Origin of the sequence: Micromonospora sp. CA-259024 (genome assembly GCF_050936255.1) — a bacterium.
Classification (GTDB): domain Bacteria; phylum Actinomycetota; class Actinomycetes; order Mycobacteriales; family Micromonosporaceae; genus Micromonospora.
In genome coordinates, this window is record NZ_JBNJND010000002.1 from 1979391 (window position 1) to 2001719 (window position 22329).

General features: G+C 71.6%; 25 protein-coding genes and 1 pseudogene. 8 read left to right on the top strand and 18 right to left on the bottom strand.

Going from position 1 to position 22329, the window contains the following annotated elements; translation table 11 throughout:
• Positions 1 to 94: 94 nt before the first annotated feature.
• The 12 genes and pseudogenes from ACQEUX_RS28740 to ACQEUX_RS28795 all read right to left on the bottom strand — a co-directional run.
• Positions 95 to 1180: pseudogene (locus ACQEUX_RS28740) on the bottom strand (LysM peptidoglycan-binding domain-containing protein); the annotation flags it as partial.
• Positions 1181 to 1194: 14 nt separating this feature from the next.
• Positions 1195 to 1566 (bottom strand): hypothetical protein, encoded by a 372-nt coding sequence (locus ACQEUX_RS28745; RefSeq protein ID WP_433057203.1) that lies wholly within the window; start codon positions 1564 to 1566, stop codon positions 1195 to 1197.
• A 74-nt stretch (positions 1567 to 1640) separates the two neighbouring features.
• Positions 1641 to 2108, bottom strand: a complete 468-nt coding sequence (locus ACQEUX_RS28750; RefSeq protein ID WP_433054878.1) for a TadE/TadG family type IV pilus assembly protein — start codon at positions 2106 to 2108, stop codon at positions 1641 to 1643.
• On the bottom strand, positions 2105 to 2548 hold the full coding sequence (locus ACQEUX_RS28755) for a TadE family protein (RefSeq protein ID WP_433054881.1): 444 nt from the start codon (positions 2546 to 2548) through the stop codon (positions 2105 to 2107). The genes ACQEUX_RS28750 and ACQEUX_RS28755 overlap by 4 nt, the downstream gene beginning before the upstream one ends.
• 5 nt (positions 2549 to 2553) lie before the next feature.
• On the bottom strand, positions 2554 to 2757 hold the full coding sequence (locus ACQEUX_RS28760) for a hypothetical protein (protein ID WP_433054884.1): 204 nt from the start codon (positions 2755 to 2757) through the stop codon (positions 2554 to 2556).
• Between the two features lie 24 nt (positions 2758 to 2781).
• Complete coding sequence (locus ACQEUX_RS28765) at positions 2782 to 3651, bottom strand: type II secretion system F family protein (protein ID WP_433057205.1); 870 nt, start codon at positions 3649 to 3651, stop codon at positions 2782 to 2784.
• A gap of 58 nt (positions 3652 to 3709) precedes the next feature.
• Positions 3710 to 4612: a type II secretion system F family protein gene (locus tag ACQEUX_RS28770; RefSeq protein ID WP_433054887.1), complete on the bottom strand. Its 903-nt coding sequence runs from the start codon at positions 4610 to 4612 to the stop codon at positions 3710 to 3712.
• 4 nt (positions 4613 to 4616) lie between these two features.
• On the bottom strand, positions 4617 to 6152 hold the full coding sequence (locus ACQEUX_RS28775; RefSeq protein WP_433054890.1) for a CpaF family protein: 1536 nt from the start codon (positions 6150 to 6152) through the stop codon (positions 4617 to 4619).
• Positions 6142 to 6942 (bottom strand): ParA family protein, encoded by an 801-nt coding sequence (locus ACQEUX_RS28780; RefSeq protein ID WP_433054893.1) that lies wholly within the window; start codon positions 6940 to 6942, stop codon positions 6142 to 6144. Before ACQEUX_RS28780 ends, ACQEUX_RS28775 begins: the two co-directional genes overlap by 11 nt.
• A 2-nt stretch (positions 6943 to 6944) precedes the next feature.
• Complete coding sequence (locus tag ACQEUX_RS28785) at positions 6945 to 7604, bottom strand: SAF domain-containing protein (protein ID WP_433054896.1); 660 nt, start codon at positions 7602 to 7604, stop codon at positions 6945 to 6947.
• A gap of 37 nt (positions 7605 to 7641) precedes the next feature.
• Positions 7642 to 8574, bottom strand: coding sequence for a hypothetical protein (locus tag ACQEUX_RS28790; protein ID WP_433054899.1), 933 nt, complete (start codon positions 8572 to 8574; stop codon positions 7642 to 7644).
• Positions 8568 to 9134, bottom strand: coding sequence for a hypothetical protein (locus tag ACQEUX_RS28795; protein WP_433054902.1), 567 nt, complete (start codon positions 9132 to 9134; stop codon positions 8568 to 8570). Before ACQEUX_RS28795 ends, ACQEUX_RS28790 begins: the two co-directional genes overlap by 7 nt.
• Before the next feature lie 796 nt (positions 9135 to 9930).
• Between ACQEUX_RS28795 and ACQEUX_RS28800 the strand changes: the two genes are divergently transcribed.
• A complete protein-coding gene (locus ACQEUX_RS28800) occupies positions 9931 to 10608 on the top strand; it encodes a prepilin peptidase (RefSeq protein ID WP_433054905.1) in 678 nt (225 codons plus the stop codon).
• Positions 10609 to 10628: 20 nt separating this feature from the next.
• Here the strand turns inward: ACQEUX_RS28800 and ACQEUX_RS28805 are convergent, their stop codons facing one another.
• Complete coding sequence (locus ACQEUX_RS28805; protein WP_433054908.1) at positions 10629 to 11249, bottom strand: phosphatase PAP2 family protein; 621 nt, start codon at positions 11247 to 11249, stop codon at positions 10629 to 10631.
• Positions 11250 to 11419: 170 nt separating this feature from the next.
• Here ACQEUX_RS28805 and ACQEUX_RS28810 point away from each other — a divergent pair, with 170 nt between their 5' ends.
• Positions 11420 to 13819, top strand: a complete 2400-nt coding sequence (locus tag ACQEUX_RS28810; RefSeq protein WP_433054911.1) for a glycoside hydrolase family 65 protein — start codon at positions 11420 to 11422, stop codon at positions 13817 to 13819.
• Between the two features lie 75 nt (positions 13820 to 13894).
• On the opposite strand, the gene ACQEUX_RS28815 is transcribed toward ACQEUX_RS28810, so the two are convergent.
• Positions 13895 to 14359 (bottom strand): hypothetical protein, encoded by a 465-nt coding sequence (locus ACQEUX_RS28815; RefSeq protein WP_433054914.1) that lies wholly within the window; start codon positions 14357 to 14359, stop codon positions 13895 to 13897.
• Positions 14360 to 14502: 143 nt separating this feature from the next.
• Here ACQEUX_RS28815 and ACQEUX_RS28820 point away from each other — a divergent pair, with 143 nt between their 5' ends.
• The 3 genes from ACQEUX_RS28820 (at position 14503) to ACQEUX_RS28830 (ending at position 17434) form a co-directional block, all read left to right on the top strand.
• Positions 14503 to 15291, top strand: coding sequence for an SAM-dependent methyltransferase (locus ACQEUX_RS28820; protein ID WP_433054917.1), 789 nt, complete (start codon positions 14503 to 14505; stop codon positions 15289 to 15291).
• Positions 15292 to 15363: 72 nt separating this feature from the next.
• Positions 15364 to 16527, top strand: coding sequence for a low temperature requirement protein A (locus ACQEUX_RS28825; protein WP_433054920.1), 1164 nt, complete (start codon positions 15364 to 15366; stop codon positions 16525 to 16527).
• Between the two features lie 10 nt (positions 16528 to 16537).
• On the top strand, positions 16538 to 17434 hold the full coding sequence (locus ACQEUX_RS28830) for a bifunctional helix-turn-helix transcriptional regulator/GNAT family N-acetyltransferase (RefSeq protein ID WP_433054923.1): 897 nt from the start codon (positions 16538 to 16540) through the stop codon (positions 17432 to 17434).
• A gap of 17 nt (positions 17435 to 17451) precedes the next feature.
• Here the strand turns inward: ACQEUX_RS28830 and ACQEUX_RS28835 are convergent, their stop codons facing one another.
• Positions 17452 to 17829 (bottom strand): LysR substrate-binding domain-containing protein, encoded by a 378-nt coding sequence (locus ACQEUX_RS28835; protein WP_433054926.1) that lies wholly within the window; start codon positions 17827 to 17829, stop codon positions 17452 to 17454.
• Positions 17808 to 18080 carry a LysR family transcriptional regulator gene (locus tag ACQEUX_RS28840; protein ID WP_433054929.1) on the bottom strand — a complete coding sequence of 91 codons (273 nt, stop codon included), beginning with the start codon at positions 18078 to 18080 and terminating at the stop codon, positions 17808 to 17810. Before ACQEUX_RS28840 ends, ACQEUX_RS28835 begins: the two co-directional genes overlap by 22 nt.
• A gap of 140 nt (positions 18081 to 18220) precedes the next feature.
• Here ACQEUX_RS28840 and ACQEUX_RS28845 point away from each other — a divergent pair, with 140 nt between their 5' ends.
• From ACQEUX_RS28845 to ACQEUX_RS28855, 3 genes are all read left to right on the top strand, one after another.
• Complete coding sequence (locus ACQEUX_RS28845; RefSeq protein WP_433054932.1) at positions 18221 to 18832, top strand: dihydrofolate reductase family protein; 612 nt, start codon at positions 18221 to 18223, stop codon at positions 18830 to 18832.
• Positions 18829 to 19533, top strand: coding sequence for a hypothetical protein (locus ACQEUX_RS28850; protein ID WP_433054935.1), 705 nt, complete (start codon positions 18829 to 18831; stop codon positions 19531 to 19533). The genes ACQEUX_RS28845 and ACQEUX_RS28850 overlap by 4 nt, the downstream gene beginning before the upstream one ends.
• 366 nt (positions 19534 to 19899) lie before the next feature.
• Positions 19900 to 21084, top strand: a complete 1185-nt coding sequence (locus ACQEUX_RS28855; protein ID WP_433054938.1) for a hypothetical protein — start codon at positions 19900 to 19902, stop codon at positions 21082 to 21084.
• Between the two features lie 74 nt (positions 21085 to 21158).
• Here the strand turns inward: ACQEUX_RS28855 and ACQEUX_RS28860 are convergent, their stop codons facing one another.
• Together ACQEUX_RS28860 and ACQEUX_RS28865 are read right to left on the bottom strand one after the other, a co-directional pair.
• Positions 21159 to 21854, bottom strand: coding sequence for a hypothetical protein (locus ACQEUX_RS28860; protein WP_433054941.1), 696 nt, complete (start codon positions 21852 to 21854; stop codon positions 21159 to 21161).
• Complete coding sequence (locus ACQEUX_RS28865) at positions 21841 to 22278, bottom strand: hypothetical protein (protein WP_433054944.1); 438 nt, start codon at positions 22276 to 22278, stop codon at positions 21841 to 21843. The genes ACQEUX_RS28860 and ACQEUX_RS28865 overlap by 14 nt, the downstream gene beginning before the upstream one ends.
• Between the last annotated feature and the right edge of the window lie 51 nt (positions 22279 to 22329).

Consider the following 22329-nt stretch of genomic DNA (forward strand, 5'->3'; position numbering starts at 1 on the left):
CGGCCGCCCCACCACTGGTTCGCCGGGTGCCACTGCTGGTTCGGCCCGTGCCGTCGGCACCCCGGCTCGTGCTTTTGCCGGTGCCGAGGCCTGCGCCGCCCCGAGGCGTGCGGCGGGACGTGGCCAACCGGGGAGCCGCCCCGGCGGTGGCCGGGCGACGACGCAGCCCCAGTACCGCGCCGATCTGAGCGCCGACGATGCTCGCCACGGCCAGCACGGCCGAGACCGCCAACGGCCGGTTCACCCGGTCGGTGACGCCGGCTCCGGCTGCGCCGACGGTCATCGCGGGCGGCTGGCCGGCTGACTCCGTACCGCCGGGTGGTGCCGGGCTCACCCGCTCCGGTGCGGCCCGTTCGGGCGCGGGCCGGGGCGCAGGCGGCTTCGGCGCCGTGTGCCGGTCGACCAGCCGGCCGGTGGCGTGCTGCCGGGCCCCCTGGTCGACGGCCTCCGTGGGCAGTCGGAGCAGTTGGCCCGGGCGGATCCGGTCCGGGTCGTCGAGCTGGTTCAGCTCGGCGAGCTGTCGGTAGTCGCCGAACTCGTCCAGGTAACGCTCGGCCACCTCACCGAGGTAGTCGCCCCGCGCCACCCGGTACACCGGCGCCGCCTCGTCCTTCACCGTCGAGCCACCGGGTGCGGCGAGCCCGGTCCCGGCCAGGCCGAGCAGCCCGCTCCGGGCGAACGGAGCCGCCGTGTCGGGTGTCGCGCCCGCACGGGTCGGCGCGGCCAGGGCGGCGGCGGGCGGTGCGCCCGGACTCGCGTACGCCGGGCCGCCGTAGACGGCCGCGGCGCTGGCGGCGGCCGGGCTGGCGGCGAGGATCAGCACAACTGAGCCGACCAGCGCGGCGGCGGCCTTCTGCTGGCGACCCATCCCGGGCAGTTTCGGCGCCGGCCGGTGCAGGCTCTGTGCTCCCAACTCGACGAGGACGGAGAAGGCGAAGGTGGCCCAGCCGAACCAGCCGGCCACAGCCAGGGCCCGCAGGAAGAGCTGGCCGTCGTCCCTGCTGGTCAGGGCCGTGCTCACCTCGCTGATCGTGGGGAGGTGATCAGGCAGGGGGTTGCCGGCGAAGGCCAGCAGCGCGATCGGCGCACCGGCCAGCAGGGCGCAGAGCACGGCGAGCGCGCCGATGCCGGTGAGGATCCGTCCGGTCCGCCGTACGACGGACCCACCCGATACGGGCATGGCTGCCTTCCTTCCTACGGTCCTGCGGTGATGGCTCGCGCGGTCGCCTCACCGGTGACGGTGACGGTGTTGTCGAAGCCGAACAACCCGAGCATCGAGCGGTGGTAGGTGATCGTGACGGACACCTGGATCAGGGTCTCCCCGCCGACCTGCGGGAAGCTCACGGTGTGGCCGGTGGTGCCGGCGGAGGTCAGGTAGTTGGCCACGGCTACGAGTGCCTTCGGCTGGTCGATCCGCTTGGGCCCGCCCTCGATCGCGGTGGCCCGGTCGATGGCCTGGCCGCCGGCGCGGGCCGCCTCGGCGGCCAGGTTCTCGGCGCGTTGCAGGGTGCGTAGCTGTCCGGCACCGTCGAAGGTGAGGGCCACGATGGCCAGTACGCCGATCATTGTCACCGCCAGGAAGATGCTCACCCGCCCGTGCTCGCCCGCGTGCGGGCGTCGGGTGGCCGAGTCGGTGGCGGTCACTGCCGGCTCCGGTAGCGGTCCAGTGGCGAGGTGAAGCTCGACGTGATGCGCTTGTCGGTCGGCATCCCGGGCAGGATGTCGAGTGCGATGTCCTTGAAGGACACCAGGCAGCTGATCTCCACCGTCACCGTGGCGTCCACACCGACCGGGCTGCTGAAGGCGTTGTCGAAGCTGGTGGACGTGCCGGCCACCGAGCCGGTGAACGTCGGGCTCAGGTCGTTGGTGCAGGCCAGGCCGTGCCAGTCCAGTTGTTTCTGGGCGGCCTCCACCGCCGCCTCCCGGGCGGCGCCGGAGTTCCGCGAGATCGAGGCGGAGCGGGCGGCGTCGTGGGCGGCAGCATCGAGCGCCTCCGCCGCCACCGCGCTGCGCCCCACCACACCGGCCAGCACCATCAGCGCGATGAACGCGGGCGCGAGCACCGCCACCTCGATGGAGACCGAGCCGCGCTCGGCGCTGCGGTTCATGGCGGGGTCACCCGCTCCACCGTCCCGTGGGCGGTCTGCCGCACCGCGAAGTCAACGCCGGGTACCACCGACAGGGACCGGCCGCTCACCGTGCAGGTCACCTCCGTGTCGGTGGTGACGCAGCTCGGGCCGGTTTTCTCCCAGCCCACCAGCCAGCCACCGGCAGCTTTGAGGAAGCGGGTGGCGCTGGCCACCCCGGCACCGTCCCCGGCCTGGTACAGCCGCTGGGCGTTGACGCCGCTCTGCGCGGCGTTCAGCGCTGCGGAGCGGGCCAGGAAGACGGCCGCGACCTGGATCGAGGCGAAGAGCAGCACCAGGATCAACGGCATCATCACGGCCAACTCCACCGGGTTGGCACCTCGCTCCCGGTCGCCGGCCGCGAGGCGGCGCCGGGCGGCGGAGACCGTCCGGCGCCACCTCGGGTACGCGGCTCGGCGCATGCCGGCTACTTGGGGTTCACGTGGGTCGGGATGTTGGTCATCCAGTCGTTGGCCTTGCTCAGGGCCAGGCCGGTGACGATGGTCGCCACGAAGACCAGCCCGAAGATGATCACCGCGGTGGGCACCGGGCTGTCACCGCGCTCACCGTCACGGCGCAGCTCGGCCAGGCGCGTCGACATCACGACGTGCAAATAGCTGAGGATGGACATGTCTTACTCCTTCTCGGGGTCGGGTCAGACACGGGCGATGAACGGATAGACGACGAAGCCGAGCAGCACGAAGACGAGCAGTGCGCCCGGAATGTCGAGCTTGCTGGTCACACCCTCGGCGCGAGCCAGGTTGTCGGTGCGGATCTGGTCCCGCAGCGAGTCGGCCCGGCTGCGCAGGGTCTCGTGCACCTGCGCCCCCTCGCTGCCGGACGAGCGCATGATCGCGCCGACGTCGCCCAACTCCGGGATGCCGATCTTGTCGGCGAGGTCGCGCAACTCGTCCCAGGGCGCGTGCATCTGCATCTGGGCGATCCGCAGCGACTCCTGGAGCCGGTCGAACACCCACCCGTCGCAGACCGCCGCCGCCCGCTCCAGCGACTGCACCGGCCCGTGCGCGGCGGAGAGCTGCAACGCCACCAGGTCCAGGTACGTGCACACGGCCTGGCGGAACTCGTCCCGGGCGGCATCGGCCTTGGTCAGCACGGCCCGGTGCGCCAGCAGGCCGGCCAGCAGCGCCAGGCCGAGACTGCCGAGCACCGGAATGACCAGCGGGAACGAGATGCCGAGCACCAACAGCGCCACCCCGAGCAGAGTCGGCGTGGCCAACCCGAACAGTGCGGAGAGCAGCACCGACAGCGCGTACTGCTCGGGGGTCTGACCGATCAGGGCCAGCTGCCGGTGTGGCGGGCGCAGCCAGCGGGACAACCCGGTCAGCCAGTCCAGTCGCCGGGAGGCGGGAGTGGCGACCCGGCCCGTGCCCGGCGGCTGGTGCAGTCGGCGTAACGCCGGCCCGAGCGCCGGGCTCGCCGGCACCAGCTCGCGAACCACCAGGAACAGGCCCAGACCAACCCCGGCTCCACCGCACACCGCGATGGCCAGGTGCCAGTTAATGATCATCGGAGCCGCCTTTCGTTCGCGACTGCGGGGCTCCGCTGCGCTGCACTCCTCGCGCTCACGCGATCACCTCGGTCGGGTCGGGCGCCGGCAGGAACCGGGCCGGCCGCTGCGGCTGGCTCATCGACCGCACCCAGGCCAGCAGGCCGATGAAGGCGGCACCGAGGGCGGCCATCACCACCTGGCCCACCGGCGTGCCGTACGGCTTGATGTACTCCGTGTTGATCAGCCCGTACGCCAGGGTGGCCAGGGTCATTCCGGTGAGGAAGCGGACCGCGAACCGGGGTTGGGTGCGCTTGGCCTCGATCTCCCGGCGGGTGGCCACCTCTGCGGACGCCGCCCCGGCGATCGAGCCGAGCACGTCACCGAGCCGCTCACCCCGGTCGCTGAGGTGCAGGATCAGCGCCGCGACCACCTGGTCGCAGACCGGGTCGCCGATGTCGTCGGCAAACGCCAGCAGCGCGGAGCGGGCCATCCAGCCGGCCTGCAGACGGGCGGCGAGCAGCCGTACCTCGTCCTCGACGCCGGGTGGGACGCTGCCGATCGTGCCGATGATGGACTGTTGGAGGCCCTGCCCGGTGCCGGAGACGTCCTTGAGTCGACGGGTCCACTCGCCGACCGCCTCGATCCGGGCGATTGCCCGCTGCTCGGCCTTGCCCACCCCGAACAGCCACGGGGTGCCGGGCACCGCCACCGCGACCAGCAGACCCACCACCGGCAGCCCGGTCAGCAGGAAGGCCAACGCGCCAGCGACCAGTGCCGCGATGAGCAGCGCCTGGTAGGCCCGCTGCTCGGCCGGGGTGGTGCCGGGTCCGCGCCACAGTCGACCGAGACCCGGCCCGCCACCCGGGCGTGGCCCGGGGGGTCGGCGGGTGCCGACCAGCGCGACCACGGCCAGCAGCAGCCCCGCCACACAGGCGGCCCCGGAGACCACCGCGATCAACTCCAGGCTGCCCAGCATCAGGTCACCGCCGGGCCAGGCGGGTTTGCCGGGGCCGCCGCCAGGCACCGGCGCCGGCCTCGATCCACCGGGTCAGCAGCCGCGCGTCGTAGCCCACCCGCAGCAACTGGTCGCGGACCCGCTCCGGCAGGTGCCGGGGGACCGCGCGACCGTCCGGGCCGGGCCCGAAGACCGTGGTGGTGGTGATCCGACCGGCTTCGCCGGCCCCGATGACCTCCTCCACGTGCGAGACGAACCGGTGTTTACGTCCACCGATCGCGGTCTCGTCCTCGACGGTGACGTAGACGATCAGGTCGAGGGCGTTGCCGGCCATCCGGCGGGCCTGGTCGACGGTCATCTCACGGCCGTGCGCCAACGCCAGTTCGACGATCCGTTCACCGACGCCGGCCGCCGTGCGGGCGTGGATGGTGCACATCGAGCCCCGGCTGGTGGTCATCGCCTGGAGCATCGGCACGATCTCCCGGGACCGCACCTCGCCCACGATGATCCGCAGTACGCCCATCCGCAGCGACAGCGGGATCAGGTCGGCGATTGTCACCTCACCGGCCGGGCGACCGTCGAAGCCGCGCTCGCCGTGCCCCTCCCGGGCCTCGAAGCTCATCACCGCCCGGTGCCGCTCCCGGCGACGGGCCGGCAGCAGCTCCCGGCTCTCCTCCAGCAGCACGTACGGCTCGTCGGGCGGAATCTCGTTCATCAGCGCCCGGATGATCGTGGTCTTTCCGGCGCCGGCCAGCCCGGCGACCATGATGTTCAGCCCGGCGCGCATCGCCGCGCGGAGAAAGTCGCGCAGCAGCGGGTCGATCATCTCGTCCAGGTCAGGGCGGGCACCGGCCACGTCGTCGAGGCTCACGTCCAGGGTGTTGTGCTTGCGGATCACCGCGTACGGTCGGTGGCTGACCAGGAACACCGCCGCCAGCCGGCTGCCGTCGGGCAGTTGCAGGTCGAGGGTGGGCTTCACAGTGGACAGCGAGCGCTCGGTCGCGCCCGCCCGGCGGGCCGCCGCCTGGAGGATCTCCACCAGTTCGGCGTCACTGTCGGCGATCGGCTCGGCCCAGTCCACCCCACCGCCGTGCCGGGTGATGCGTACCTGGTCGCAGCCGAGGATGTGCACCTCCTCGATGGTGTCGTCGACCAGCAGGGTCTGTAGCCGGCCGAGCCCGACCAGCTCGGCGGTCACCTGGTCGAGCAGCAGGCGTTCCTCACCGGCGGCCATCGGCGTGCCGGCCCGGCGCACGGAGTCCGCGTACGCGGCGACCACCGCGACGGCGAGCCTGGCCCGCTCGGTGTCCTCCTCGTCGACGGTGAACTCCCGGCCGCGCTGCCACAGGGTGAGCCGTTCGGTGAGTTCCCGCCGCAGTTCCCGAACCACCTGGAAGTCCATCCGGGGCCGGGGTGACGACTCCGGTGGCGGCGTGGCCGCGGGCGACGGCTGCGGCATCGACGGGTGGTGCCGGCCGTTCGGTACGGCCAGCGGCGGCGCCGTGGAGGTGACGCCGGGCGGCTGTTGGCGCGGGTCGGCGGAGACCGGCTCAAACCGCATCCGGCACCCCCTGCTGCACGGGCCACGCGAGCCGGGCCCGCCGCCGCTCCAGGAGTGCCCCGATCGGCACCTCCAGCGCGGCCGCCGCGCGCATCAGCGGCCGTCCGGCCCGCACCGTCCCACCCAGGGCCAGTACCCCGGCGGTACGCGGGTCGTGCGGCAGCCGCGCGATCACCGGCAGCTTCAGGCCGCGGCTGATCTCAGCTCGCCCGTGCCCGTCGCCGACCAGCAGCAGCCGCAGTGTGCCCGGCGGCACCCGGTGCTCGGCGAAGTCCCGTTCGATCGCGGTGACCACCGCGCGGGTGCCGGAGAGGTCCGGCAGTTGCGCCCGGGTGACCAGCAGCACCACCGAGGCGGCCCGCAGCACCGGCCAGGGCGGCCCGGTCACGTGCAGCCGGCCACAGTCGACCAGGACGTCGTAGCCGGGGGTGCCGCGATCCAGGGCGTTGAAGTAGTCGGCGAAGCGCTGCCAGAGCGGCGTCACGCTGCCGCCCTGTGTCGGGTCGACGAGACCGGGCAGCAGTAGTCGTTCCCGGCGGGGAGCGTCCAGGTCGACGAGCTGCGACCAGAACGCGGTCTCCAGGTTGCCGTCGCGCAGCTCCCCGACGGCCAACTCGCCGATCCCGCGTGGTCCGTCCAACTGGCCGCCGAGGTAGCCGGCGAGGATCGAGCCGCCGGCCGGGTCGCACTCGGCGAGCACCAGCCGTCGGTGCCAGGCCAGCGTGCAGGCCAGCGCCGAGGTCGTGACGCCGGGCGAACCCTTCGCGGACACCAGGGCGATGATCGCCATGCTCAGGCCGCCTCGGTCAGCACGACGGCGATCCGCTCCTGCGCGGCGAGCGCCACCACCGCGGGTACGTCCCGGGTGGTGAGCGCCAGGTACAGGACCTTGTCGTCGTTCGCCGGGCTGACCATGTCGATCACCGTGGCCGAGAACCGGGTGCCGGCGGCGGCCGTTTCTCCGGTGGCGTTGTCGTCCGGGGTGCTGACCAGCAGGACCTTGTCCCCGGGATGCAGTTCGCGGGCCGGCACCTGGGCGGTCTTCAGGCCGAGCGCGATCTGCTGCTGGCCGGGGCCGAGCAGCGGGTCGTCGGTGACCTGCCCCAGGGTGAGCAGCGTGCCCGGGACGAGCGCCACGGCGGCCCGTTTGCCGATCACCTCGTCGAGCCGGCCGGCGGGCACCGGGCGCAGCCCCTGGCCGCCGGCGACCTGCACGGTGACCAGATCGGAGGAGCTGATCTCCCGGCCCACCTCCACCGGCCGGGCCACCGCGAGATAGCTGCCGGTGGCCCGGACCGAGGTGACCGCGAACGCCGCGCCCAGCCCACCCAGGGCGATCAGGAGTACGGCGAGACCGAGCAGCCCCGGGCGGACCCGGCGCTGCCGGACCACCTTGGGCGGGTTGACCGGTGCGTCCACCGACCCGGTCCCGTTGCGGGTCGCGAGGCTCACCGGGCCACCGCCGTCCGAAGCCACGTGTTCCTCGCGCTCATCGCGTCACCACCTGGAGTTCGTTGATCTGGATCGGCACGGTGCCACTGGTGCGGGTCTGCGGAATCGGTTCGCCCTCGACGCCACCGTCGGTCCACCACCGCACCGTCCAGTACGTGGTGGCACCGACGCGGTAGGTGCCGGCCTTCGGGTAGCCGTTGTCGTAGCCGCAGTCCGGCGAGGGAAGCCCGGCGTGGCTGCCCTTCGCGTCGTACGGGGTGCCGGGGCGTGTGCAGGTGACCTTGTCGCCGTTGCCCATGTCCCAGACGATCCGGTTGACCTTCGCCTCGATGGAGACGGTCAGCCCCCGGTCGGACGCGGACGCGGTCAGCGGGCCGAAATAGCTGGGGCTCGGTGTCGCCCACATCCACACCGGCAGACCGACCAGGCCCGGACCGACGTCCTTGCGGGGTGCGACCCTGAGCCGCGCCGGCAGCAGCTTGATCGACGCCAGGGCGCGGCGGGCCAACTCCTCGGGATCGGGCGGCGCCCCGAAACCAGGGGGTGGCCCATCCAGCAGCACCACGTCCTGGGCACCCAGGTCGCCGCCATTGCAGGTCTGCAGATACCACTGCTGACCCTCGGGCGGCTCGACCGGCCCCTCGGTCAGCTTGTAGTAGCACCCGTCGCCGTTGTTGAACCACCCCAACAGATCGTCGTAGCAGGGGATGGTCCGCCCGCCCCACTGGCAGACGCCGCCACCCCCACCGCCGCCGGAGTCTCCGCCACCGCCGTCGTCCCCGCCACCGCCAGGATCGCCGGGGTTGCCGGGCTCGTCGTCCCAGACGCTGCAGTCGGGTTGGTCGGGTGGGCAGCCGGCCCCCGGGTCGGCGCGTCGAGCGGCGGCCGGCAGGGTCGCGCCGAGCAGCAGCAGGAGGGCGAGGCCGATCCCGGTGAGGGCCCGTCGGGTCGTCGCGGCCCGGGTCAGCACGGCTGGTCCCGGTGCGTCGCGCCCGAGTTGATCAGCCAGCGGCCGTCGGGATATCGGGTCGCGGTGGCGGTGGAGAGATGCCTGCCGCCCCCGCTGCCGGGGACCACGCGCTTGTCCTTGGCGTAGACCAGCCGGTAGCCGGTCGTGTCCAGGCAGTCCTGGATCTCCACGGTGGCCGGTTTCGCGTCCAGGCTGACGGCCGTCACGGTCGGGTCGGACTTCAACGTCCCGGTACGCATCGCGCCGTGCTCCTTGGCCTCGCGAATGGACAATCGGACCCGAGTGAGAAGTGGATCAGCGAGAAACCGGGACAGTTCCGGCGCGCGGGGATCACTGCGCCCACTCGCCACCCGCGAGGCCGCGAGATAACCGGAGTACGCGTCAAGTGCCGCCTTTTCGGCGGCTCGTCGTTCGACGTCGGGATCTGCCGGTCGTCCGTTGTCACGGGCCGCTGTCGGCCGTTCGATGGCCTCCTGCCCGCTGGCGCAGGCGGTGACCGGCACCGCCACAGCGACCGCCAGCAGGCAGATTGCCGCTCGCCTGAGCTGCCGTCCGCGCACCGTCGAGCCTCCTCGTGGTCGCCCGAAGCGGTGAGGGGTCACCGCCGTCGGGCATGCGGAAGCGCGCCCGGATCAGTACATCCGGAGCCGTTCATCGCGCTTCGCATTCACCGTTACGGATCTTCTACAAATGCCAGGTCCTGAGTCGTCCGGTTGTTGAGGTGAGGCTTGCGTCACACCCAAGGGGCGAGCATAGGCTGACGCTCGCCGATGCAACAGAGGCAATTCAAGTGAACACTCTCCGTGATGACAGGTGGTGGTGGCGGGTGTCCGCAGTGCGCCCCGGGCAGTGGCCGAGCGAAGGGTCGTCAATGATCGGGCGTCGCCGGGTGGGACGGGGTCGCCGCGGCCTCGTCGCCGGTCCCGCGAGTGGGACATCGCGGCCTCATCCCGGCATCCCGGCGGGGTTGTCGACCGATGGTGGAGCTGCCTCATCTCCCGGGGCGCCCGGGCCGGATCCGGCCGAGTGCGGCCTCTCGTGGCCGGGCCGGCAGGTCGCTTTCCGCGCCATCCGCTACACCAAAGCGATCGTTCAGTCACGATCCGTGTTCGCCTTTGGAGGGGAGCCCCGGGGCGCGATGGAGGCGACATGGCGCTGACCGGCCCCCCTGCGGCCGTCCCCGGTCGGGAAGACCCACCCGATCGGAGCCCGGCACCCCGGCTGTCCGGTGGCGCGACGGAACCCGACCGCCAGGCAACGCCACCTCCGCGCCCCGAACGAACGGCGAGGGTCGCCTCGGCTGGGGCTCGCGCCCGGGCTTCGACCGCGCTCGCGGTCCTCGCGGTCGGCCCGCTGATGCGGCTGGCTGCGCTGCGCTACGCCGTACCCCCGGGCATGCCCAGTCGGACCGGCTGCGACGCCTGCGGCGCGCCGGTCGGCCTGACCCGGCCGTGGCCGGCGCTGGGGCCGGCCGCCAGGTGTGGTCGCTGCCGAGCCCGGGTCGGCCCGCCGCCGGGTACGGTCGAGTTGGCCGCGCTCGCCGCGGTGGTGCTGCTGGCACTGGCAGGTCCGCAGGGTGGGGCGCTGCCAGCACTGGCCTGGTGGCTCGGCTGGACGATCCCGGCAGTCTTCGTCGACCTGGCCGTGCACCGGCTGCCGGACCGGCTCACCCTGCCGGCGGCAGCGGGGACCTGGCTGCTGCTCGGCGTGGCCGCGCTCGACGCCGAGCCGAGGCACTGGCTGAGGGCGGTCCTCGCCGGCGCGGGGCTGGCGCTGTTCTTCGCCACCAGCACGCTGTTGCTCGGCCGCCGGGGTTTCGGGTTGGGCGACGCCAAGCTGGCCCTCAGCGTGGGCGCGCTGCTCGGCTGGTACGGCTGGCCGGTCCTGCTCCTCGGGCTGCTGCTCGCCTTCGGGCTGTCCGCCCTGGTCAGTCTGGTCCTGCTGGCCGCGCGTCGGGTGCGCTGGAGCACCCACCTGCCCTTCGGCCCGTTCCTGCTCCTCGGCACCACAGCCGCGCTCCTCCTCACCATCTAACGGGCGGGGGTGGGTGGGGGTCAGGGGCCGGAGCGGCTGGCCAGTTTGGGGATCGGGCCGTCGGCCCGGCGGCGCAGCACCTCGGTCGCCGGGCGGGCCAGCAGCGGGGTTGCCACCACGGCGACCAGGGCGCCGAACAGCACGCCCGCGATCACGTCGTGCGGGTAGTGCACGCCCACGAAGACCCGGGAGAAGGCGGCCAGCGCGGCCAGCGGCAGCGCGACCAGACCGAGTCGGCGGGAGAGCAGCAGCGTGGTGACCGCCAGCGCGCCGGCCACGGTGGAGTGGTTGCTGGGGAACGACCAGTCGCCCGGAGGTGGACAGGCACCCGCGATGATCGCCGATCCGATGGCCCGGCACGGGCGGTCCTCGTCCACCACGGTCTTGAACCATTCGCTGCCCGCGTACGCCAGGAGGGCCGGCACGGGCGCGACCAAGGCGAGCGCCCGGTCGTGCGGGCCGCCGGCCAGGCGTCTCAGCGCGGCCACCAGCAGCAGCGCGCCGAGCAGCAGGATCACCCCCTCGGTGGCGTGCCCCGCGAACCACTGCACGGGCTCTGGGGTGCTGGCCGCGGCGTCGACGACGTCGCGGTACCACTCCGCACTGATCTCCGGAACGTCCATGCTGCCGTTGTCAGTCATGCATCACCTCACTTCATGTTCATACCCTGTTCACCTTGGAGACACCGTAGGAACACGTCAGAGGGCAGCGCACCAGTCGAAGGTCAGGTGGCCTTCACGACCTTGGTCCAGGGTTCCTTCAGCGGGCTCTGCTCGGCTGGTCACCGACGTCGGCATCGACAGGAGGCTTCGTGCACACCAGTTCGGCAACCGATCAACCGCCGCGCACCGCCGGGGCGGTGGAGGACAAGACCTGGCGGATCCGGCGTACGGCGGCCGACCTGGACCGGCTCGGCGAGACCGAATCGATCTTCGCGTTGGGTAACGGGTGGGTCGGCTGGCGCGGTGTCCTCGACGAGGGCGCGCCGTGCGGGATGCCGGGCAGTTACGTCAACGGCTTCCACGAGCGGCGCGAGTTGAGCTACCCCGAGGAGGGGTACGCGTTTCCGCAGGCCAGCGACACCGTCATCAGCGCGCCGAACGCGGCGCTGATTCGGCTCTGGGTCGACGACGAGCCGCTGGACATCCGGACCGGGACGCTGCGCAGCCACGAACGGGTGCTCGACCTGCGCGCCGGCGTGCTGCGTCGGGAGACCGAGTGGGTCTCACCAGCCGGGCGGGGGGTGCGTATCCGCAGCACCCGGTTGGTGTCCCTGCCGCGTCGCCCGGTGGCCGCCGTTCGGTACGAGGTCGAGCCGTTGGACGCCGCCGTCGAGCTGCGGGTCTGCTCGGACCTTCTGGCGAACGAGAAGGTGCCGGAGCGCTCGGACGACCCCCGGGCCGCCTCGGTGCCCACCGACCCGCTGACGGCCGAGACCTACCGCGCGGCCGGCCTCGACGGGGTGCTGGTGCACCGCACCGAGCGCAGCGGCCAGCGCGTCGCGGTCGCGGTGAGCCACCTGGTGGACGCGCCGGGCACGGTCACCACGACCGGCGACCGCACCCCGGAGCGGATCCGGCTGACCGTGACCGGTCGACTCCACGCGGGGGAGCGGCTGCGGTTGACGAAGTTCGCCGCGTACGAGTGGTCGGCGGTCGACGGGACACCCGCCGACGAGTTGGCCGCCCTGGTGGCGGCCGAGGCGGATGCCGCCCGCGCGGACGGCTTCGACGCCCTGCTCACCGACCAGCGGGCCGCCCTGGACGCGGCCTGGGAGGTCGCCGACGTTCGGCTCGACGGCGACCCGGAACTCCAGCAGGCGGTCCGATTCGCGATGTTCCACCTGATCCAGGCCGGCCGCCCGGACTCCGGCCGGATCATCCCGGCCAAGGGATTGACCGGCAACGGCTACGACGGGCACGTGCTCTGGGACACCGAGAGCTACGTCCTGCCGGTGCTCACCTACCTGGCCCCGGCGGTGGCCCGTGCGGCGCTGAGCTGGCGGCACGCGCACCTGCCCGAGGCCCGGGAGCGGGCTGCGGAGCTGCGGCTGACCGGCGCGACCTTCCCGTGGCGCACCATCGGCGGCCGGGAGTCCTCCGGCTACTGGCCGGCCGGCACCGCCGCGCTGCACGTCAACGCCGACATCGCCGCCGCGGTGCTGCGTTACCTGGCCGCCACCGACGACCAGTGCTTCCTCGCCGAGGCGGGTTTGGAGCTGCTGGTGGAGACCGCCCGGCTCTGGCACGGCTTCGGCCACTGGTCGGACACGGGCGACTTCCACCTGCACGGGGTGACCGGCCCGGACGAGTACGCCGCGCTGGTCGACGACAACGTCTTCACGAACCTGATGGCCAGGCGCAATCTGCGGGGCGCGGCCGACGCCGCCGAGCGTCACCCCGACCTGGCGGGCCGGCTCGGGGTCGATCGCGACGAGATCGACGGCTGGCGGGCCGCCGCCGACGCCGTCTTCATCCCGTACGACCGTGAGCGCGGGGTGCATCAGCAGGCCGCCGGGTTCACCGAGCAGCCCGAGTGGGACTTCGCGAACACGGGTGAGGACGACTACCCGCTGCTGCTGCACTACCCCTATCTGGAGCTGTACCGCAAGCAGGTGGTCAAGCAGGCCGATCTGGTGCTGGCCATGCAGCTCTGCCCCGGCGAGTTCACGGCCGACGAGAAGGCCCGCAACCTGGCCTACTACGAGGCCCGCACGGTCCGCGACTCGTCACTGTCGGCCGCACCGCAGGCGGTGCTGGCCGCCGAGGTCGGGCACCTGGATCTGGCGTACGACCTGTTCGCCGAGTCGGTCCTGCAGGACCTGGAAGACCTGGGAGACAAGACCGCCGACGGGCTGCACCTGGCCTCGCTGGCCGGTGCGTGGCTGGCGCTGGTGCAGGGCTTCGGCGGGCTGCGCGACGACCGGGGGGTGCTCTCCTTCGACCCCCGGCTGCCCCGGCGGATCGACCGGCTGGTGTTCGGCCTGCGCTGGCGCGGCCACCGGCTCAGGGTCACGCTCACTCCGGCCGAGGCCCGCTACGAGCTGCCCGACGCCACCCCCGACGCCGAGGTAGAGCTGTGGCACCACGGCGAGTCGTTGCGGGTCACCGGCACCGAGCCGGTTAGCCGGCCGATGCCGCAGGTGCCCGACCCCGGACCGGAGCCGCCCTCCCCGCCCGGTCGCCGTCCCACCCGCCGTTCGGCCGACTGAGCCGCCGCGGCCCGCTGAGATCGGCGGGGAGACGCCGCGGCCAGCTGAGATCGGCGCGGAGCCGCCGCGCCAACCTCAGATCTGCGCTGGCCCGCCGGCCATCCGCTCGCGGACGGCCTCCAGCGCCTCGAAGGCGTACGCCCAGTTGTGGCACTTGAAGCTGCGTAGTCCGTCGATCGCGGTGTGGCAGTCGGCGCAGCGCACGCCGGCGATGGCATCCGGGATCTCGGTGTTGACGTACTTGCGTTCGCCGAGGATGACCGTGGCGATCATGGCCTTGTCGTGCAGGCCGGAGAGCGCTGACGAGACGATGTCGTACCAGGTGATCCGTCGGCGGCACTTCGGGCAGTCCGGTTCGTCGCCGCTGACCCAGAGCGGGGCGCCGATGCTGCGTGCCGGCATGCCGAGCAGCTTCTCCAGCCGCCGGACGTCCGACTCCGGGGTGGTCCAGCGGTGTCGGCCGGGCAGCGACGCGGGCGAGTCGTACACGGCGCGGAACAGGTCGTGGTCGACCTGCACGGTTTCCCGCTGAGTGGTCATCGACGTCCCTCCTCGTTGAGTCGGTGCCCCCACCGTGGTCAGCGACGACCATGGGCGCAGCCGGATCAACGACACGAGGGGTCAGCGGGTCGTCGGCACGGGTGCTAGACATCGAGATTCGCCCCGCGCTCGAAGGGACCCCCATGACCGACCAGCAGGCAGCCGACACCACCACCAAACCCAACGTCGCCCGAATGTACGACTATTTTCTCGGTGGCAGCCACAACTTCGCCGCCGACCGGGCCGCCGCCGAACGCGTACTGGAGATCTTCCCGGAGACCGGGGTCGCCGCCCAGACCAACCGGCACTTCCTGCGCCGAGCCGTCCGGCACGCCGCCGAGCAGGGCGTACGCCAGTTCCTGGACATCGGTGCCGGCCTGCCCACCCAGGGCACGGTGCACGAGGTGGTGCGGACGGTGGCGCCGGACGCGCGGGTGGTCTACGTCGACTACGACGAGGTGGCCGTCGCGTACGCCCGGCAGTTGTTGACGGACGTGCCCGGCACGGCGGTCGTCCAGGGCGACCTGCGCCGGCCCGACGAGTTGCTGGCGCACCCGGACGTGCGGGCCACGCTCGACCTGGACCAGCCGGTGGCGGTGCTGCTCCTCGCGGTGCTGCACTTCGTGTCGAACGACGACGACCCGTGGGCGGCGGTCGCGCGGCTGCGCGACACCACCGCGCCCGGCAGTCACCTGGTGCTGTCGCACCTGACGTTGGACGGCATCTCACCGGAGCTGGCCGAGCGCGGGCAGGCGATCTACCGCAACAGCAGCGCCCCACTGGTGCCCCGCACGCACGCCGAGACGCTGCGCTTCTTCGCCGGGTACGACCTGGTGGAGCCCGGCCTGGTCGAGACCACCCGGTGGCGACCGGACGGCGAGCCGGATCTCGTGGACTCGCACGGCTATGCCGGGGTCGGCGTTCGTCGCTGACCCGCTTTCGCCTCCAGCGGCGCTTCCCGGGTGGTACGACGGACGCAGGGCGTGCCACCGGGAGGAGCGCCGATGGCGAGCAAGCCCGAAAGGCTGCTGCGGGGAAGCGAGTCGCCGCTCAGCGCCTCGTTCCTGGAGCTCTTCTTCGACCTGGCGTTCGTCCTCGCACTCAGCCAGTTGGCCACGCATCTGCTGCACGACCTCACGCTCGTCGGCGCGCTGCGTACCGCCCTGCTGTTGACCGGGGTCTGGTGGATCTGGGTGACCACCACCTGGTTCGCCGACTGGTACGACCCGGAGAGCCCGTTGGTCCGAGGGCTGCTGATCGCCGCCGCGCTGGCCAGCCTGCTGGTCGGGGTGGCGATTCCGCAGGCGTTGGATGGTCGGGGCCTGCTCTTCGCCGGTGCGTTCGTCGTGCTGCACACCGGCCGGAGCGCGATTACCGCCTTCACCTTGCGGGGGCACCCGCGGCAACGCCGGGCGCTGCGGATCCTCAGCTGGTACAGCGTCTCCGCCGTGCCGTGGCTGGCTGGCGGGTTCTGGCCGGACTGGCGGGTGCCACTCTGGGCGTTCGCCCTCGCGATCGACCTCACCGGCCCACGGCTTGGCTGGCCCACCCCGCAGTTGGGTCGCGCGGTGCGGGAGGAACTGCACCTCGCCGGCGAGCACTTCGCCGAGCGGTACCAACAGATCATGATCATCGCGCTCGGCGAACTCGTCCTGGTCGCCGGCCTCTCGTACGCCGAAACCCGCCTCGACCTCCCGCAGACCGCCGCCTTCCTGCTGGTCTTCGCCACGGCCGTGCTGATCGGTCTGCTCTACGTGACGCCCGCCGGCCTGCGCCTGGGGCCGGTCATCGAGCGGGCCGATCCGTCCCGGCTCGGCGTCGTCACCGGATACCTGCATCTGGTGATGATCGCCGGCCTGGTGGTCACCGCCGTCGGAGCCGAACTGAGCATCGTCCACCCCACCAGGGTCGGTGACATGACGGCGGTCGTCGTCATCCTGGGTGGTCCGATGCTGTTTCTCGGCGGGCGGATCCTGTTCTCACTGGCGATCCACCGGCGGCTCTCCTGGCCCCGGGTGGCCGCCCTGTTGGTGCTGGCCGGTGCGGCAGCCGTCGTGCGATTGCCGTTGCTGGCGGTCAGCGCGGTCGCCACCGGCGTGGTGCTCGTGGTGGTCGTCCTGGACCACGCCGGCATCATGTCCTACCGCCGCCCGCGATCTCCTGACTAAAGTCAGGCATATGGACTCCGCGCTTATCGCCGCCGTGCGGCGCTTCAACCGGACGGTCACCCAGCGGGTGGGTGCACTCGACGACGAGTACATGGCCCAGGGGCGCCCCCTGGGGCAGGCACGCCTGCTCTGGGAGATCGGCCCCGCCGGCGCCGAGGTCGCCGCGTTACGGACCCGGCTCGGGCTGGACTCGGGATACCTCAGCCGGCTCCTCCGCACCCTGGAGAACGACGGCCTGGTCACCGTGGGCCCGGCCGACCGGTCCGGCGGCGACGGCCGGGTCCGCACCGCGTCGCTCACCGACGCCGGCCGTACGGCATGGGCCCAACTCGACGAGCGGTCCGACGAACTCGCCGCCTCGATCCTCGAACCGCTCACCGAGCACCGCCGCGAACGACTCGTCGCCGCCATGGCCGAGGTCGAACAGTTGCTCATCGGGTCGATGGTCGTCATCGAGCCATGCCCGCCGAGCGACCCACGGGCCCGAGCGTGCCTGCGTGCCTACACCCGGGACATCGCTCGTCGGTTTGACGACGGGTTCGACCCGGCGCTGAGCAAACCGGTCCACGACGAGGCACTCGTCCCGCCGGCCGGTGTGCTCCTGCTCGCCACCCTCAACACCGAACCGGTCGGCTGCGGTGCGGTCAAAATCCACCCCGACGCACCCGCCGAGATCAAACGCGTCTGGGTGGCCGACACCGTACGCGGGCTCGGCATCGGGCGGCGGCTGCTGGGTGAGCTGGAACGATACGCCGCCGAGCGTGGCGCGACCGCCGTGCGGCTGGACACCAACCGCAATCTCACCGAGGCGATCGCCCTGTACCGCGCGGCGGGTTATCGGGAGATCGAGCCGTACAACACCGAGCACTACGCCCACCACTGGTTCGAGAAGCAGATGGAACGGTGACGGCCTACGCGGGCAGGCTATTCGACGGAGTTGAGGCGGTGCGCGGTGTCGGCGAACGATCGGATCAGTTCGGTCTCGTTGCCGGTACGCCAGATCAGCCCCCACCGAGCCAGCGGGGCGTCGCGGACGGGCACGTAGGCGATGTCCGGCCGCGCGTAGTAGCGGGCGGCCTGGGCGTGGACAGGCGACACGGCTTCGCCCGTGGCGAGGATCGGGATCATCTCCTGGAAGTTGGAGACGGACGGGCCGATCGGGATCAGACGTCCGCTGGGTGTGCGGAGGGGCACCAGAACCTCTCGCCAGTAGTCGGGCCGGGCCCCGCCCATGACGGTCTCGTCCGCCAGATCCTCGTAGGAGACCGACTCACGACTGGCTAGCGGGTGGGTTGCCCCCACTGCCAGCACGATGGGTTCGGTGTAGATGACCGGGCCGACAGTGAGGTCCGGTCGTCGAAGAGCCGTTGGTCGATCGGTGTCAGCGCCACGTTCCGATTGTTGCGCTCGAACAAGGCGGCACCGATCCGGCGTTCCTGTTTCTTGATCGCCTGGCTGACCCGGGCCTGGGTCACGTGCAGCCGCTCAGCGGTGCGGGTGAAATGCAGTTCCTCCGCCAGGGTGAGAAAAATTTCGATGTCCCGAAGTTCCATCAGCATTTCCTGCCTCACGCATTAGCGAAGAGTTATGGCACGTTACCAGACGTGATCTTGAAGTCGGGGGGCGTCGCCGGGCACGCTGATGGACATCGGAGCCAGCAACAGCATCCGGCACCCACGCAAGGAGATTGTTCGTGCGTAAGCTCGTGTACTACATAGCCGCCACCCTGGACGGTTTCATCGCCGGTCCCGACGGCGCCGACCCCACCGGCCCCGGCGGATTCTGGCCACTTCCAGACGACTACCTGCACCACCTCGTCGCCGAGTATCCGGAGACCCTGCCGGGTCCGGCCAGGCAGGCGTTCGGCATCGTCGACGAGGGCAGCCGGTTCGACACCGTTCTGGAAGGGCGTCACTCCTACGAGGTGGGACTGAAGGCCGGCGTGACCGACGCGTACCCCCATCTGCGTCACCTGGTGTTCTCGCGCACGCTGGGTGGGAGTCCGGACCCGGCCGTCGAGGTCCTGGCCGAGGATCCAATTGCCACCGTACGCGAGCTCAAGCGACACGACGGCAAGGACGTCTGGGTGATCGGCGGGGGCACCCTTGCCGGCGTGCTCTACCCCGAGATCGATCAACTGATCGTCAAACTCGCTCCGCTGACCATCGGCGTCGGCATTCCGTTGTTCGGCCGGGACGCCGTCTTCGCACCGCGCACCTGGCGCCTGACCGACCACACCGTCCTGGACAGTGGCGCCCTCTTCCTCACCTACACCCGCGCACAGGCCGGAGACGAGTCCGCATGAGTACCTCCCCCGACAGCGTCACGATCCGTCCCATCACCGGGCCGGACGAGATCGGCCTGTTCAACCACCTGCCCTACACCGTCAACCACGAACTCTCCGACGACCTCGGCGCGAAATGCCGCCGACCCGAGTGGATGTGGGTGGCCCTGCACGGAGACCGCCTGCTCGCCAGGGTCGCCTGGTGGGGCCGCAGCGGCGACAGCACCCCGCTACTGCTGGACATCCTCGACGTCGACGACAGCGCCGAGGACCTGACCGAGGTGGCGCAGGCGCTGTATGAGACGGCCTCGAAGCAGGTCCTGCCATCCGGCACCGTCCCTCCGGCATACGGTCGCTTCATCCCGGCGGACTGGCGCGAGGACCCGGACACGTACCGGGCGGTGCGGCTGAGGATGGGCGTTCTCGAGAACACCGGCGCACACCTGACGGTCGAACGACTACGCCTGGAATGGCGCCCCGAGGCCGGCCTGCCCGCGCCCGACCAGCGCCTGGCCTTCCGCCCAGCCGACGACACCGACGAGTTGGTCGCGCTGATGACCCGCACGCTGGACGGGACCCTGGACGCACACAGCCGTACGGACCTGGCGCAGATGTCCCCCCACGAGGCAGCCGTCAAGCACTACGAGCAGGAACTCGCCACGTACTCCAGCCCTCGTGACGACCGGTCCGTCTCGCTGGTACATACCGTGAGCGCACGATGATCGCGACGGATCTCGAGACGGCCGAAGCCGCTCGCTGACCCGACGCTGCCGTCCCCGACCACGTCTGGCCACCGCGCCACTCCCAGGACGTCACGGCATCATGCCCCTTCACGCACGTCGATCTTGACAGCCGTACGGCCACACGACCCGCATCGACCTCGAACAGTCGATGCCGGTGACTGCGATGTAACGGGCATTGATCTTGTGGCGCTCAGTGGACGGACAACAGAAGTTGTTGTCCCGGCCGGGTTCATCGGCCCGGCGTGATCCCTGGTACGGAAGGATCCGATGTCTGCAACCCCTAAACAGCGCCTTGTCCGGCTCAGTGCACTCGCGGGGAGTTCACTGGCAGTGACGATGGCGGGCATGCTCGTCGCAGCCCCCGCCAGCGCGGCACCGACCCGCGCGGACCTGGTCGTCACCACGAGCGTCGACCCGGCCGAGGTGCCGCACACCGGCGGCTCCTCCGCCCTGACGATCGGCCTCCACAACGCAGGAACCAGGGCCAGCGAGGATGTCACAGTGGTCCTGTCCCTCTCCAGCGGCGCCTGGTTCAACGACGGATTCACTGTCCCACCGAGCTGGCGGTGCACCTTCCAAGCTCCCGCCACCTGCACCCACGCGCCAATCGCGGCTGGTGCGACGGCAGAGCCGTTGCGCATCCCGTTCGGCGTGGACGCCGGCACGGTTGGTGACGAGGTCGTGGTGAGTGCGACAGCCACCGGCGGGCGCGAATCGTCCACCGACAACAACACCGGTCAGGCCAGCCTGCGCTACATCCCCGGCACGGTGGACGTCGGGTTCATGAGCGAGTCGCGCGACTACGAGTTGATCAATGGTGAGGTGTTCGGCCTCAGCTCGTACGTGGTGAACACCGGTACCTCTCCCTCCGGCGACCTCACCGTCACGGTGCCGCTTCCGGCCGGCGCCGTTCGTTACAGCGAGAGCGTTGAGGGCTGGGCCTGTGAGTACGGCGACGAGCTCGCCGGGGGCCAGCCGGGCTGGCGCTGCACCCACGGGCCGCTGCGCCCGGGGGAGAACAGCGCCGGACTCGACATCGCGGCCACCATCTCGGGCGCGAACCCCGGCGACGTCCTCGACATGACCGCAACCCTGGCAACCACCTCCACCGAAACGAGCCTGGACAACAACACCCTGCGCACCCGGGTCACCGTCCTCCAGTCGGCGACCGTACGGGGCGTCGTCTGGGTCGACAGCGACCGGGACAACGTCCGGGACGCCGGCGAGCCCGGTGCACCCCCCGGCGAGCAGGGCATCTACCAGATCGTGGTGGGTGGCCAGGGATTCGGTGCGGTTGCCACCGTGAACCCGGATGGCACGTACACCGCCCAGGTGCGGCCGGGTACCTACCGGACCGAGTTCTACGTACGCGACCCGTACAGCTTCATCACCTCGCCCGATTCCGACCTGGTCTACTACCTGAACGAGACCGGCGGCTACAACCGGTACGGCTACAGCGACTGGGTCACTGTCGCCAGCGGCGAAGAGGCGGTCATCGACGCCGGCGTGGTGTCCAAGTACCTGTGGTGATCGACTGACGGTGACCGGAGGGCCCGGTGGCATCGGCGGTCATGCCGTAGCCCCGGGCCCTCCGGCCGTCGCGGCTACCTGATGGTGGAGAGCGCGCCTTCGGTGAGCACGTGCGCCGCCTTGATCCCGTCGGGCACGCCGGGAGCCTTCAACCACCCCGGCTCCAGCCGATCTGCCCAGCCGACGATCTCCGTCGCGAGCGCAATCGCCCGCTCGTCCCGGCCGTGCGCGAGCTCCAGGGCGAGCCGCAGGTACGCGCCCTGCTGCGTCCCGTCGAGCTCGTCGGCCAGGGCGGCGATCCCGTCGACGGCTCGTACCCCGTGACCGGGATGTTGCGCGGCGAGGACGGCGAGCACGAACCGGATCCCCTGCGGTTCGGCGTCCCACCGGTCCAGCAACACCGGAACCTGATCGCCGACGGTCCGGAAGACCTCCTCCGTCCAGGCACCCGGCTGGAGCGGTTCCCCCTCGTCCTGGGCGAGCTCCGCGAACCCGACCAGGTTGTCGTTGCGGCGCCCACCGGCAACCGTCAGCCACAGGTAGAGAGCGCGACGCTGCGGCGCCGGCACCACGTCCGCGACGATCAGCTCAGTCAGGAACGGCAGCGCCGGGGCCGTGGCCTCGTAGCAGTCGCCCTGGTGCAGCAGGTCGTCACCGAACAGCTCGTCGAGGACCTCGTCCCACTCCTGCGTCCCGCCCGCCAGTTCACGCAGCAGGTCGGGCACGTCGTCCGCGGAGCCGTGCGCATGCTCCAGATCAGCCCACGGCACGTCGTCGAGCCCGGTCAGCTCCCCCGGGCGTGGCCAGATCCGGCGTGAGCGCCAAGGGCGCCAGGGGTGGCGCCGGGGCGATGATGACCTCCGGGACCGGTGGACGGGACTTGGTGCCGATGACCTCGATCGGGGCGGTCGAGGTTTGAAAACCAGCGATCCGGCTGACGTCGAACCGACTGCCCCCGTTGGGCTGTCCGCCGTGCGCTCGCGCGATCGCCGTCGCTTCGCGGCTCACCTCCTCGATCTGCCGGTGGCCCACGGTGTCGACCGGATAGGGGCCCTCGTCCAGCGCCATCACCACCCAGCCGCCGTCCGGGCGCGGCCGGGCGAAGACGCGCGGGAACCCGTACGCCGCGAGCTCGCCGGCGGACGCCTGTGCGGCCGCCTCGTCCGGCACGACGAAGTCGTGTGTTCCCGCCATCGCGCTCCAGCCCGCCACCTGCGCGTCTCCGTCCTGCCGTCGATGCTTCTC